The organism is Gimesia aquarii (assembly GCF_007748195.1).
GTDB classification, from domain to species: domain Bacteria; phylum Planctomycetota; class Planctomycetia; order Planctomycetales; family Planctomycetaceae; genus Gimesia; species Gimesia aquarii.
The window spans coordinates 3,601,091-3,615,305 of the sequence record NZ_CP037920.1 but is presented as its reverse complement, the minus strand read 5'-3'; the positions used below and the strand labels follow the sequence as shown (position 1 = coordinate 3,615,305).

The 14,215-nt window shown below is 43.2% G+C and carries 11 protein-coding genes; 6 read left to right on the top strand and 5 right to left on the bottom strand.

Going from position 1 to position 14,215, the window contains the following annotated elements:
- The first annotated feature begins 41 nt into the window (after positions 1 to 41).
- Positions 42 to 1,583 (top strand): tRNA (N6-isopentenyl adenosine(37)-C2)-methylthiotransferase MiaB, encoded by a 1,542-nt coding sequence (gene miaB / locus V144x_RS14230; RefSeq protein ID WP_144985812.1) that lies wholly within the window; start codon positions 42 to 44, stop codon positions 1,581 to 1,583.
- A gap of 27 nt (positions 1,584 to 1,610) precedes the next feature.
- Here miaB and V144x_RS14225 read toward each other — a convergent pair whose 3' ends face one another.
- On the bottom strand, positions 1,611 to 2,510 hold the full coding sequence (locus V144x_RS14225) for a TIGR01777 family oxidoreductase (RefSeq protein WP_144985811.1): 900 nt from the start codon (positions 2,508 to 2,510) through the stop codon (positions 1,611 to 1,613).
- A 112-nt stretch (positions 2,511 to 2,622) separates the two neighbouring features.
- Between V144x_RS14225 and V144x_RS14220 the strand changes: the two genes are divergently transcribed.
- On the top strand, positions 2,623 to 3,315 hold the full coding sequence (locus V144x_RS14220) for a phospholipase D-like domain-containing protein (RefSeq protein WP_144985810.1): 693 nt from the start codon (positions 2,623 to 2,625) through the stop codon (positions 3,313 to 3,315).
- A gap of 20 nt (positions 3,316 to 3,335) precedes the next feature.
- Positions 3,336 to 4,742, top strand: coding sequence for a sulfatase family protein (locus V144x_RS14215; protein ID WP_232102815.1), 1,407 nt, complete (start codon positions 3,336 to 3,338; stop codon positions 4,740 to 4,742).
- A gap of 34 nt (positions 4,743 to 4,776) precedes the next feature.
- On the opposite strand, the gene V144x_RS14210 is transcribed toward V144x_RS14215, so the two are convergent.
- The gene (locus tag V144x_RS14210; RefSeq protein WP_144985809.1) at positions 4,777 to 5,301 is read right to left on the bottom strand and encodes a leucine-rich repeat domain-containing protein; all 525 of its coding nucleotides are present in this window, start codon (positions 5,299 to 5,301) and stop codon (positions 4,777 to 4,779) included.
- Between the two features lie 166 nt (positions 5,302 to 5,467).
- On the opposite strand from V144x_RS14210, the gene V144x_RS14205 reads away from it, so the two are divergent.
- From V144x_RS14205 to V144x_RS14195, 3 genes are all read left to right on the top strand, one after another.
- Positions 5,468 to 6,007: a peptide chain release factor family protein gene (locus V144x_RS14205; protein ID WP_197998933.1), complete on the top strand. Its 540-nt coding sequence runs from the start codon at positions 5,468 to 5,470 to the stop codon at positions 6,005 to 6,007.
- Between the two features lie 241 nt (positions 6,008 to 6,248).
- Complete coding sequence (locus V144x_RS14200) at positions 6,249 to 7,598, top strand: DUF58 domain-containing protein (protein ID WP_197998932.1); 1,350 nt, start codon at positions 6,249 to 6,251, stop codon at positions 7,596 to 7,598.
- A gap of 36 nt (positions 7,599 to 7,634) precedes the next feature.
- Positions 7,635 to 9,947, top strand: a complete 2,313-nt coding sequence (locus tag V144x_RS14195; RefSeq protein ID WP_144985807.1) for a transglutaminase TgpA family protein — start codon at positions 7,635 to 7,637, stop codon at positions 9,945 to 9,947.
- Between the two features lie 10 nt (positions 9,948 to 9,957).
- Here V144x_RS14195 and V144x_RS14190 read toward each other — a convergent pair whose 3' ends face one another.
- From V144x_RS14190 to V144x_RS14180, 3 genes are all read right to left on the bottom strand, one after another.
- Positions 9,958 to 11,070: an ABC transporter permease gene (locus V144x_RS14190; RefSeq protein WP_144985806.1), complete on the bottom strand. Its 1,113-nt coding sequence runs from the start codon at positions 11,068 to 11,070 to the stop codon at positions 9,958 to 9,960.
- Between the two features lie 61 nt (positions 11,071 to 11,131).
- Positions 11,132 to 12,118: an ABC transporter permease gene (locus V144x_RS14185; RefSeq protein WP_144985805.1), complete on the bottom strand. Its 987-nt coding sequence runs from the start codon at positions 12,116 to 12,118 to the stop codon at positions 11,132 to 11,134.
- Between the two features lie 112 nt (positions 12,119 to 12,230).
- Positions 12,231 to 14,195: a peptide-binding protein gene (locus tag V144x_RS14180; RefSeq protein WP_144985804.1), complete on the bottom strand. Its 1,965-nt coding sequence runs from the start codon at positions 14,193 to 14,195 to the stop codon at positions 12,231 to 12,233.
- Between the last annotated feature and the right edge of the window lie 20 nt (positions 14,196 to 14,215).

The following is a 14,215-nucleotide window of genomic DNA, read 5'->3' as shown; positions in this document are numbered from 1 at the left end:
CTCGCAGTTTTTTTGTTTATAGAGAGTAGTTGAATCCATTAATGTCTCACGTTGATCAAACCAATGACCATGCAGCAGAGCCCCTCCCTGTTAGCGATACTGCAGTTGATTCAGAAGTCCTGACTGACCATAACCACAAACTTTACATAGAAACTGTGGGCTGTCAGATGAATATGCTCGACAGTGAACTGGTTGTGGCAGACCTTCGAAAACGTGGATATGAGCTGACCAAAGACGTTAAAGAAGCAGAAACCATCCTCTTTAACACATGTAGTGTCAGAGAGCATGCTGAGCATAAGATTTATAGCTCATTGGGTAGACTTCGGTATGGAGCTCGAAAAAATCCGAAAAAAGTAATCGGAGTGATGGGCTGTATGGCGCAGAAAGATCAGAAACTGATTTTTCAAAAAGCGCCCCAGGTTGATTTTGTTGTAGGAACCGGTCAGCTTGCTCAAGTATCAAGTTTAATTGACAAAGCACGAATTCATCATAGTCAGAATCAACGCAGCCGCGAACTCGCTGTTGGTCTAGGACGCAAAGACGGAAAACATACAGAAATCACAAACAGCTTCCAAAGCTATGACCCATTGCGTGATCCCGAAATGCGACCTTCACCATTCCAGGCATTTGTGCGAATCATGATTGGTTGCGACAAGTTTTGTTCGTATTGTGTTGTTCCTTCGACAAGAGGTCCCGAACAAAGTCGCTCGCCAAGAGAGATTGCTTCTGAAGTCAGAGTACTGGCTGATCAGGGGGTCAAAGAAGTCACTCTGTTGGGGCAAACTGTTAACAGCTACAAACACACTCAGGATGGCAAACTCTTTCGCTTGTCTGATTTACTCTATCTCATCCATGATATTGAGGGAATTGATCGTATTAAGTTCGTCACCAGTTATCCTAAAGATATGACGAATGATCTGCTGGAAGCGATTCGTGATCTCCCCAAGGCGACTCGTTATTTGCATGTTCCTTTACAACATGGTTGCAATGACGTTTTGAAATACATGAAGCGCGGCTATACCGTTGAAGATTATCGAGATATGATGCAACGGATTAATGAGATTTTGCCTGGCTGTTCTGTCTCGAGTGATTTTATTGTGGGACATCCCGGCGAAACAGAAGAATCACATCAGAAAAGCCTGGAATCGATTCGCGAATTTCGGTTTAAAAACAGTTTCATCTTCAAATATAGTGAACGCCCCGGCACAAAAGCAGCCGAACGATTTTCCGATGATATTCCAGACGACGTCAAGAAGCGTCGTAACAATGAAATGCTGAAATTACAAAATGAAATCAGCGAAGAAGACAATGCGGAATTCATTGGCAGACAAGTGGAAGTCCTCGTTGAAGGACCAAGTAAGTCTGCGCAAAAAGTGACAGAAGATTCAAATGAATCGCTGGCTGAACAGTTAATGGGACGCTCCAACTGCGATCGAATTGTCGTCTTTGACGGGAATCCACGTCTGGCAGGATCTTTAGCCCAGGTTGAAGTCTTTGATGTCACACCCACCACGCTTATTGGTTCGATTGTCACCAAAGAATATCAGCACAATCCAGGCTCATCACTTCCGATTCTCCAATAGTGTAGTTTATCAGAATCCGTTGTGAGATTAGAGAATGCCGCGCAACGCACTTTCTAACTTAGCATATTGAAACTCATACCCGGTATCCAGCAACCGTTGTGGCGTCACTCGAGCACTACTTAGTATTAATTCCTGTCCCATTTCGCCTAACAGGGCTTTAATTCCCCAGGCAGGAACTGGCAAAGCAGTCGGTCGCGACAGAACAGTCCCCAGTGTTTTAGTGAATTCCAGATTAGTGACCTCATCGGGAGCCACAAAATTGACAGGACCTTCTATTTCTTTATTTTGCAAACAGAACAGAATTGCTTTAATCACATCTGGCAATGCGATCCAGCTCCAATATTGTGATCCGGACCCCACCTTTCCTCCCGCTCCCAATTTGAACGGTGTCAGCATTTTTGCCAGAGCGCCTTCCCGTTTATCTAGAATCATCCCCAATCGCATATTGATGACACGAATTCCCGCACTTGCTGCAGGTTGAGTGGCATGTTCCCAGGCGTCACAGACATCTGCTAAAAATCCCTGACCTCGTTCGCTGGATTCATCGAGTCGTTCATCACTGCGATTTCCGTAAAATCCAATCGCAGAGGCACATAAAAACGTGGAAGGAGGAGTCTCGAGAGAGGCCATCGTATTTGCCAGCAGCTTGGTTGATTGCACACGGCTATTAAAGATCGCTTGTTTTACATCGGATGTCCAACGCTTATCAGCAATATTGACTCCCCCAAGATGGATGACAGCCTCAACTCCCGAAAAAACTTCCGGAGACAGGAGATCCTGATTGGGTTGCCAGATGGCTGTTTTGCCTGATGTATCGGAAGACTTTTCACGAATCAACCGTACAACTTCATTGGCTGAATCCGCTTCCAGCTCCCGACATAATTCTGATCCTACGAGTCCTGAACTGCCTGCGATCAATAGTTTCATCTGTGTATCTTTTCCATAAAGAGTATTCACGCTACTATGAATTGAAACATGTCATGGAATTCTTAACAACTCCTAGCACCATATTTCTCTAGATAGTATCAATGGCAAACTAATGGATCGTTCACAAATCCGCAATATGCTGTTACAGACATTCGACGATTATAAGATGACACGTAGCGAACGCGCTGCGTTAAATCAAATTTTTTCCCACATCAAACTCACGGACCAGAGCTTATCCCTGATCCGCGTCGAAGCATTTCAGATCTTTAGAGAGTATAGACCAGCTAGTTCTTCTGACAATGACTGTTTAAGTTGGTTAGAAGAAGTTATGAAAATTTTGTCGAATGCTGGTAAAAAAGAATCCTCTCTGAGTTCAGAGGCATTATTCAGCCCTGGAGATGATTGTTCCCATCGAATTTGCAGATTGATTTCTTCTGCCCGTAAGCAGATTGATATCTGTGTTTTCACAATTACTGACGACCGCGTAACAACCGCAATCAAAGATGCGCATCAACGTGGAATCCAAATTCGTGTTATTTCTGATAATGATAAATCGTTCGATCTGGGTTCCGACATAGAACATCTTTCTGAGTCAGGTATCCCCGTGAGGATTGATAAAACGGAATTTCATATGCATCATAAATTTGCCTTATTTGATTCCCAATTGGTACTGACGGGCAGTTATAATTGGACTCGGAGTGCTTCAAAAAATAATTCCGAAAATTTGATTATTACGAATGACCCTGATTTGCTGATTCGGTTTGAATCGGAATTTGAAAAATTATGGACTGATTTCGCAACATAAGAAGCAGCTAACTACGTTCTATGAAACAGAAAGAATCTCATCCGATGCAAGTGCCCCATTCTTTGCGAGCGTTTTTTTTCCTACTACTCGTTCTACTCTGGAGCACAAGCGCAGCAGACGCAAACACAAAACCAGCTTCCCCCAATGTACTTGTCATTCTAGTCGATGACCTGGGATATGGGGACCTGAGCAGTTATGGAGCCTCAGACTTAAAGTCGCCGCATATCGACAAACTCATTGCGAGTGGTATGAAATTTACAAACTTTTACGCGAATTGCCCGGTTTGCTCCCCTACAAGAGCTGCTTTATTAACGGGCCACTATCAGGATCTGGTTGGAGTTCCCGGTGTCATTCGCACTCATCCGGAAAATAGCTGGGGATATTTTCTACCATCAGCCCCAACTTTGGCAAATGTCTTCCAACAAGCCGGGTATCACACGGGAATCATTGGGAAATGGCACTTGGGATTAGAATCACCGAATACGCCAAATGAACGTGGATTTGATACGTTTCATGGTTTCCTGGGAGACATGATGGACGACTATTATCTCCATCGCAGGCACAATGTAAATTACATGCGTTTCAATCAGAAAACAATCACCCCCAAAGGGCATGCGACCGATTTATTTACCGATTGGACTTGTGAATTTTTGGAACAACAGGCAAAGACAACAGAACCGTTTTTTCTCTACCTGGCCTATAATGCGCCCCATACTCCCATTCAACCTCCCGATGAATGGGTTGAAAAGGTGACACAGCGCGAAGCTGGCATTACACAGAAACGGGCAAAGCTCGTCGCTTTGATTGAGCATTTGGACGCTGGTATTGGCAAAGTAATTCAAACCTTGGATCAAACGGGACTCAGCGAAAATACAATCATTGTTTTCACTTCTGATAATGGAGGCCAGGTAAACGTCGGTGCCAATAATGGTAACTTACGGGACGGGAAGCAAAGTGTTTACCAAGGAGGGCTCAAAGTTCCTGCCGGAATCGTCTGGAAAAATCGAATTGCACCACACTCGCAAACTGATTTTATGGCAATGAGTATGGACTTATTTCCAACACTCTGTGAAGCTGCTGGGATCACAGTTCCCGCCAATTTGGATGCCGTCAGCTTTTTACCCACACTGGAAGGAAAGTCACAACTCTCTTTACGAAAGCACTGGTTTTTCCGTAGACGCGAAGGAGGTAATCGATATGGCGGAAAAACAATCGAAGCGATTCGTAGCGGTGATTGGAAACTGCTGCAAAATAGCCCCTTTGCTCCTCTGGAGCTTTACAACTTGAAAACGGATCCTCTTGAGACAAAAGACCTCGCAAATAAAAATCGTAAAAAGTTTAACGAGCTGTCGGCTTTATTAAGAGCCGAGATTCAACGTTATGGAAGCGTTCCCTGGCAGAAGCCTTTAAATTCTGCTGCAAAATAAGTTAGTAGACAATTTACAGCGATGGTATTCCCACTTACTTATAAACCACGCTCCCACGCAGATTTGATTTGAGATCTTCAATTGTTTGTGGCTTTACAGCTGTTCCATAGAGAAAGATTTTTTTTAGCTTAGGAAAACGTGTCAATTTACTCACTTCTTCATCGCTAACCCGAGTATAAGCAAGTTCCAGTGATTTTAGATTTGGTAAATTTGTAATCAGGGCCAAACCTTTATCATTCAATCGCGTTCCATGCAAATTAAGTGACTCCAAATTTGGCAAATCAGATAGTTTTTTCATATCAATGTTTTTAATTTTTGCATTGGTAAGATCAATTTCTCGTATCGAAAAATCTTCTTCTGGAATCTTAGCAGTAGAATCGATAGGCAGATCACTGGAAACTCGAATTACTTTACCTCCAGATTGCAGTACGTATTCTGTCACAGGCCGGCTATTTGGATCCTGTGCTTTTCCACAACCTGTAATTGTTAAGTAGACAAGAGCTAAGCAAACTAGTATTGGGGGTCTTAACTCAACCCCATTAATGACAAATTTCAGCATAAGATTCAGGTTCTTGAAGTGATATTAATTCTGACAGGAAACTACTGGCAGTCGATATTTGAAACGACCTATAATAATAGATAACTCATATATCATAATCGGTTGTATCAGCTCTGTGAAGTACTCTTAAAAATCTCTCCTCTTCTTTTACAAAGTCTCTTCATTCATGATGACATCATCTGACGATGTAAACTCTCTCTCTGAAAAAACACACCCCGCCTGTCTTGATCATGAGCTGTTGTTGAAAGACTGCCAAATTCAAAATGTCAGAAGATCTGGACCTGGAGGGCAGCATCGTAACAAAGTCGAAACGGGAGTGGTCATTAAACATCTCCCAACAAAGATACTGGGTGAAGCCTCTGAAAAACGCCAACAAGGTCGGAACCGTTCGGTTGCGTTATTTCGATTGCGTATCAATCTGGCTCTTCAACACCGTATACCTGAGATTCCAAAATCAGCAAGCAACCAATGGCAACGGAGAATTTATAACGGGACAATCAAAGTCAATTCTGAACATGATGACTTCCCCGCGTTGCTAGCTGAGGCAATGGATACGCTTGCCTATTATCAGTTTGACCTCAAACAAGCCAGCGAATATTTAAAATGTTCAGCATCACAACTAATTAAATTTCTCAAAAAAGAACCACGCGCGTTTGCCCTCCTCAATCAAAAACGAAACGATTTAGGACTACACGCTTTGAAGTAAAATGGAATTGGCGAATGTTATTCAAACTATCTCTTCAAGCAAAGGATTTTTCCTTCCATTTTTATCCATAGATCTTTCTATACTTCCTGATAAAATAGAAGTGTCATGGAACGACCACTCCCTCCTGAATCATTCAAGACTTTAAGTGTTGCTGGCTGCCAGTAATCAATTCAAAAATATGAAACGTATCTTAATTAAATTTTGGAGTAATCGAGTTGAGTGCCGCCAAGGACTCATTTTGATGCTCATTGGCATATTTATTTTTATATATACATTTCAAGCCCCGCGCACACTGGGACGATTCCACCATAATCTCCCGTTAATCCTGCGTCTTGCCAGTGGAGGCCTCTTTCTCTGGGGACTTCATCATGTACTGCTGATTGTTTTCCCGACGTTAAAACGATTCCAGGTCAAACGCATTGGACGCAACCGCGTTTCACTTCCGCGAGATGGTATGGTTTATCTAATGATGATGATGGTCCTCTTCGTCGGCTCGGTGCTGTCTCGAGAAAATATGTTGATGCTTGTGTTTGCGATGATGACGGGCCCGTTCGTTTTAAATGGTTGGATCACATTCAGTATGTTAAAAAATATTCAACTCAAGCGGATCATTCCCAAACGGGTGATGGTGGGTGAGTCTTTTACGGCAGAAATTACTCTAAAAAACAGTAAACGCCTCATTGCAGCTTACCTGATGGAAGTGAACGATTACTTTACAAACCAAGATGATCAACTGGAAGCTTCAGTCGTCTTTCGCAGAGTGGGGCCTAGACAGCAGTTATCAGCGCACTATTATGCCAAGTTGATGCGTCGAGGAGTATACGAGTTTGGCCCATTACAAGTTTCCACACGATATCCACTGGGGTTGGTTAAACGTGGTGCTGTCTTTTCAGAATATAGCGAAATCATCGTTCATCCTCAAATAGGAAGATTAAGTTCGCATTGGACTGATGACTTTTTCTCTATTGCAGAAATGGCTCAACAAAACCGAAATCGACGTGGTGTGTTCGATGATGAATTTAACCATATTCGTGAGTATCGAACTGGCGACAGCCAGCGCGCCATTCACTGGCGAAGTTCTGCTCGTCAGGGAGAATTGATGGTTCAGGAATATCAGCAGAATCGAAACTATGATTTGATCATAGGACTGGACTTGTATTTACCTTCCTCTGCAGATCAGAATCAGCAAGAACGGGTGGAATGGGCAGTCAGCTTTGTCGGAACACTTTGCCGAGAGCATTTAAAGAACAGCCGCGACACCAAGCTGACTTTGATTTCACAGGGAAAGTCACTGGAAGTTTTGGAAGTCGGCATCGGTTCGATGGGACTAGAATACTTGCTGGACTTTCTGGCAACATTACAACCAGGAAATTCAAAGCCTGAAATGAAGTTTGGAGCGTCAATCGCACAGGCGCATTCTCAGCGTTCGAGAACGGTTTTAGTGACAACAAGAAAAGAAAACGGTTCGAATAAAGAGGACCATTTACAATCCATCTTTGAAGAGCAAGGGATTGAGATCAACGGACAGCCTATAACGATAGAAGCGGCACCTGAAATCCTCTCGCGCTGGTTGGTTCTGGAAGCAAAATAAATTGACGTTAAAATTAATTCTAGTGGATATTAACCCGTGAACTTAACACTCACATTTCAACTCAGCATTTATCTGCTCATATCTTTATCCAGCATCATGTTTATGCTGGCAGAAGGTGGCGCTTTTCCCCAGTTGGTAACAATCCCCCTGGGTTTACTCACGCTGTTCTTCACAGATCGCTGGTCTAAGTTTAGCTTGAGTCCTCTGTGGGCAAATGTTCTGGGGCTCCTTGCCTTTCTGTTTGTGTGTGCCGAGTTTTTTTCAGATATTGAAGGCCGCTTGCTTTCCGGTGCTCACTTTTTAGTCTATCTGACCTGGATCATCCTACTGCAAAAAAAAGGAGACACTCAATACTGGTGGCTCTGCGCGTTAGGATTTCTGCAAATTGCGGTTGGTTCGGTTCTGACCGAATCGGGATATTATGGAATCCTGCTGGTTATCTATTTGTTTTTATCAATCTGGACACTCTCCATTTTTTCGCTTTACCGTACCCGAAACACATTTCTACAACAGAATTCTCCCGAGGTGATCCCCAGATTAGCAGTTGAGAGCAATGCAGCTTCCCCTTTTCAACAGACAAGTCAGGTACGCAGTGGAGTTCAATTTGATCAAAGCCGTCAATGGCTCACCGGTAAATTCTTCTGGGCCTCTGCGGGCTGCTCAATCAGCGCATTATTGATCTCAATGTGTTTCTTTTTATTAATACCACGATTGTGGGTAAATCGTTCATTTTTCAATAACGAATCAATTGAAGCAGATGCTCAACCTTTAGTCGGTTTTACTGAAAAAGTGCAGTTGGGTGAAATGGGTGAAATTCTCGAAAGTTCAGAACGGGTTTTAGAGCTTTCGATTTATGATAATGAATCTGACGAACCGGTCACAATTTCAGAGTTTGTCGAGAAATTTGGATTGGATGAACCTCTTTTTCGAGGTGCAGTTCTTTCTAACTATAAAAATGGTGGTTGGAGTAAAGTCAGAAGACGATCAAACTGGAGACTCTTAAATTCCTCAGAACTTGACGACCAATCACTCTACCGGCAGGAAATCATTCTGGAACCGATCGGGACTGATGTTTTATTTATTATGTATCCATGCTTGGGCATGGACATGCTGAGCAATACGGAAAATCGTTTAAATATAGAAACGATGGAAGTTCGCCAGTCAGAACCACCGAATCGTAATGAAAACACCAAATACAATGTACTGACAGCCAAAAAACCAGGCGATAATCTTGAACTGGATCAGTTAGATGACCCACGGATGTATCTACAGCTACCCAAAAAAGATATACGAAAATTGATTCAGTTCACCAAAGAGTTAATCGCTTCTCACCCGGAATTGAAATCAGATCGCGAGAAAGCCAAATTTATTGAATCGTACTTACGGGATTCAGGGGATTTCAGCTACACTCTCAATATGTCAATCGCTGATCCAACGATTGACCCCGTAGAAGATTTTCTGTTTAACCGAAAATCGGGACATTGTGAATATTATGCGTCGGCATTGGCATTGATGCTGAGAGCGATCAAAATTCCTGCGAGGGTGATTAGTGGCTTCAAAGGGGGTGAAGAAAAAATGCTCTCAAATCGCTTGGAGATTCAACAACGCTTTGCCCATTCCTGGGTAGAAGCGTTTCTGAACGATCGCTGGGAAACTCTGGACGCAACTCCTGCTTTACAGCGTGCCACAATCGTTGCTCAGAATGCGACCTCATTCAGTAGTTGGAAAGGTATGACAAAAATTTTGTCTGAGTTCTGGTCAGACTATGTCATTGGAGTTTCTTATCAGAGACAAAAACAAACCTTTTATGATCCCATTTTCCGAGTGGGCAAAAAGTTAAACCAATGGTTATTCAATTTTCGTTCTATGATTTCAGGCATGGTGGTCAAGGGCAAAAACCTTTTGTTGAATCCCCGTCGCTGGTTCAGCTGGGAAGGAGGGCTTGCTGTTTTTATTATTGCTGGTCTCTTTTTTGGGCTGAAGTGGAGTTTACTACTAATGATCAGACTCGTACGTTATTTGCTTCATCCAAAGAAAGGGCAAAAGAAAGCGTTGAACTCAGTAGATGTAGCCTTTTATGAAAAATTCCGGTTGTTACTCGCCCAAAAAGGTCTGGTGCGAAATCACTCGGAAACTCAACAAGAGTTTTCAGATCATGTTCAAGTTGATTTGAACTCTGACCTGACTCAGGCCCAAATCATTGATTATCCGGACCGATTTACAAAACTGTTTTATCGGGTCAGATACGGCAACCGCCCTCTCGCATCACAAGAAGCCGATGAGGTTTCTCAAAAACTGAGTAAGCTGGAAACTGTTTTGGCTGAAGAAAAAGATCTCACACAAAAATAAGCTGTGATTCTCAATTGGCATCCCGTAATCGCGGATCAGATGCTTCCTGCAATCCTTCACCAATCAAGTTATATGCCAAGACAGCCAGAAAGATTGCCATTCCTGGAAAGAAGATCAACCACCACATCTGCAAATTTTGTCTTCCCAGATTAAGTAGTGTTCCCCAACTCGGGTTAGGAGGGGGTGCCCCAAAGCCCAGGAAACTGAGACCACTTTCAATCAGAATCGCTGCTGCGATTCCAAATGTGATGGGAACAAGTACTGGCGCCAGTGAGTTTGGCAAGATGTAACGAAATATAATGCGGAACTGTCCAACACCCGTCGTTTTCGCTGCTAGGACAAAATCACTTTCACGAAGTTTCATAAACTCAGCACGCGCCAACCGTGCAATTCCTGTCCAGCCTGTACAACCAATGATCGCCATCATGTGCCAAATTGTGGGAGAATCGATAATCGCAATAATGGCGAGTATCAAAATTAAAGTTGGAATGCACATCACGACTTCAATCAGGCGACTCAGGACCATATCGATCCATTTCCCATAAAAACCGGCTAAAGCCCCCACAATAATTCCAATAAAGCCGGCAATCCCCATAGAAACAAAACCGACTAATAAAGCGATTGTTGTCCCATGCACCATCTGAGTAAAGACATCGACGCCGCGCTGGTCAGTTCCAAACCAGTTTCTAAGGCTGGGAGCACCATTATCCTGGGTTGGATTACCAGGCAGACCTTTCCATTCATTGTCATATACGCGGCGATAAGGATCCTGATACACTAACGGCCAAATTGCCCAACTATTTGGATCTTTCTCAATGAGATTTTTCGGATAACGATTTCGAAATCGATCCTTTAGAAAAATCGGGTTCTCCCATTCACGTCGAAAATAACCCAATGCTGGAAAATAGATATGCCCTTTATATTTGCAAATAATCGGTTTTGTTCCTGCAATCGCAGGGGCAAAAACGGCAACAAACCCTAAAAAACAGATATAAATTAAGGCCAGCATCGCCATTTTTCGGCCCTTGAAACGCTGCCAGGTTTCAGCCCAGAAACTGGGAGATTTTTTCACTGGCTTCGATTCAGAGGAAGCGTCTAAGTTATCTTCAGATTTCTCTTGCATAATGTTTTAATGATTCAAATCGTAAACATGACAAATATTAAAAAAAGATCGCGTCTTATCATTAATGATCTGCAATTTTGACCCTTGGGTCTGCCAGTGCATAAAAGATGTCAGCCAGCAACTGACCTGCTAAAGTCAAAATCGAAAACATCAAAGTCAATCCCATGATGGTGGGATAGTCTCTTTCCAGGATCGACTCAAAATAAAGCTGTCCCATTCCGGGCCAGCTAAAAATGCGTTCAATGATCACAGAACCACCCAATAATGATGGCAGCGTTAAACCAATCAATGTGACTAACGGGATGAATGTGTTACGAAACGCATGTTTGACCAGCACATTGACAGGACCTAAGCCCTTTGCACGCGCGGTGCGAATGTAATCCTGCCGCAAAACTTCCTGCATATTCGCTCGAATGAAGCGGCTATAATAAGCCAAACTGCCGTACGTATAACAAATCACTGGCATCAAAGCATGCTTAAAGATATCCCACGCTTGTTGCGTTGATGTCATGGAAGAATACCCATCACTCTTCATTCCATAAAGTGGTAGCCACCCTAATTTATTTGCCAGATAGATCTGTAAAAACAAAGCAGCTACGAAGCTGGGAAATGAATAGAGCATATAGAGAATTGTGCCCGTCGTTCTTTCATCCAGTCGTCCCTGGCGTGCCGAAGAATAGAGACCAATGGGAATCGCCAACAGATAGGTTAGCAGTAAAGAACTCACAGATAAAATCAATGTGGGGCCCATCCGCTCCATTATCAAGCGGGCAACGGGTTGCTTCCGGGAGATTGACCGTCCAAAATCAAACTGCACTACATTTTTTACCCATAACACGTAAGCTTGTGGCCAGGGTTTATCCAGCCCATAAGCTTTTTTCATACGCTCAATATCTGCTGGATTCAGTTCTTTTCCAGGATCAATCATTGCCATATTCACAGAAATAGGCGTACCTGGCATATTTCGAATCAAGCCGAAGATCATGAAGGTAATCAGGATGAGGGTAATGAACCCGATGAAGAGCCTTCGCACGAGATAGCTGAACATGCTTTTCAATCAATCCACAAACAGAATCACTACAAATAACAATACAACCCTGCCCTGCCTTTCAGGTGGTCTCCATTCTGCGAGAACTCAGGATAGAGACCAAAAGCAGAGACTATTTTGGGACGGGCTTCCACAGGCTGCTGAAGCCAGGGCCATATCCATAGGGACCGCGTGGACTGAATACATACCCTCGCAAATCCTTATTGAATCCATAGAAGGAATTTCGAAAATAGAGCCATGTATAAGGCTGATCTTCGTAGAGGATTTTATGAATCTTTCCGTAAATCTTCGCTCGTTTGTCTTTATCGAATTCTCGACGCCCTTCTTCAAAGAGTTTGTCGATTTCTGGATTTGAGTATTCTCCGTAGTTTCTGCCTGCCCCTGTTTTCCATAAGTTGATGGAAGTGTCGGGATCCGTGCCTGTTCCCCACCCGGCAAACATCGCCTGAAATTGATGCTTACGAGATTTTTCCTGCATCACAGTAAACTCAGTCGGTTTCACATCACAAATGATACCAATTTGCTCCAAGTTTTCTTTGAGCAACGTACAGATCGAAAGTGATAAAGGTCTGTTGGAAGTCATAATAGAAAAACGAAACGGAATTACTTTTCCATCAAATTTTTTGTCACGAATTCCATCACCGTCGTGGTCGATCCAGCCCGCTTCATCGAGTAGGTCTTCTGCTTTATCCAAATCTTGTTTGTACGGTTTTGTCATTGGCTTTGGTGACATCCAGGCCGTTTCGTGATAAATCCCGGTGCATGGTTGATAGAGGCCATAACAGAGTTCATTTAACATTTCATCATGATCGAAGGCATAAGCCATTGCCTGTCGTACTTTTTTGTCTTGAAAGAATAACGTCTTTGTGTTCCAACCGAAGTAAAAATAGACCCACTCCAGACCATTTGCCTTTGTACAATTCTTATAAAAATCCTCGCCTTTGGTTTGGGTTTTCCAAAGCTCGGGATTCAATGCCATTTCATCAATTTCCCCTTTTTTCAAGGCCAATAGCGCCGTGTTCGGGTCTTGAATAATTCGCAAGCGCACTCGCTCAAAATAAGAACGAGTGCGGACCTCTTTCCCATCATGCATATACCAGCTCTCTCGACGGCGCAGCAATATTTCCTGGCCGCGCACTCTTTTCTCATATTCATAAGGTCCACCGGTAACAGGATTGTTTTCATATTTCACATGATATTCACTATCCTGAAGAGTCGGATCGGTTTCCAATTCTTTCTCGTAAATATGCTTGGGAATAATGGGGAAATTAAGATTCCATACGTTTGTTGGCAGGGATTCTTTGTGAAAGAAAACCAGAGTTTGATCATCGTAGGCTTGAATCCAACGAATCTGGTCCGTTCCAGATCGCACAGCTGGAACAGGGACTTTGGGATTCATGATGGTCTTAAAAGTAAACACAATATCATGAGCGGTAATTGGTACGCCATCTGACCAGGTGAGATCATCTCGCAGCACGACTTTGTCGTATAGTTTATCTTCACTGGTATCCCACGAAACAACTGTGTCTGAGACAGCAAATGGAATGAAGTTCCAGTCGAAACTAAATAAGCCAAAACCGGTCAGAGAAGAGACTTCAAATTCAACCGAAGAGCTACCCATAATTGGATTGGTACTTTTGAGGTCCGCCAAGACATGACGATTGATGGTTGCCCCCCAATCGACGTCTTCCACACTTTCGGGAAGTCTGCCTAACGCGCTCAAGATTTTTTCATTGATTTCCTGATTGGTATTTTTGAGCTTAAGAGCCTCAGAAACACTAACCAGTGGTTTTTCTTTACTCTGACGTTCGCGTAACAGTTCCAAACTATCTAGTACAGGCTGTTTCTCCCATTTCGCTTTTGCGTCCAGCTCAGCAAGAGTAGGAGCATCGAATGGCTCCAATAACACTTCAGGAGGTTCTTCTGAATTTTTTTCATCAGAATTCGAATTTGAATCGGTATCCGATTTTGAAACCGCTTCTTCGGTCTTCTCCGTGGAAGGGCCGGGGCATCCTGTGAGAAAGATTGTGAATGAGAGAGTCAACAGTAGCAGATTCAGGCGGGAAACTAGATACATGGACATTCCTTCAAATTACT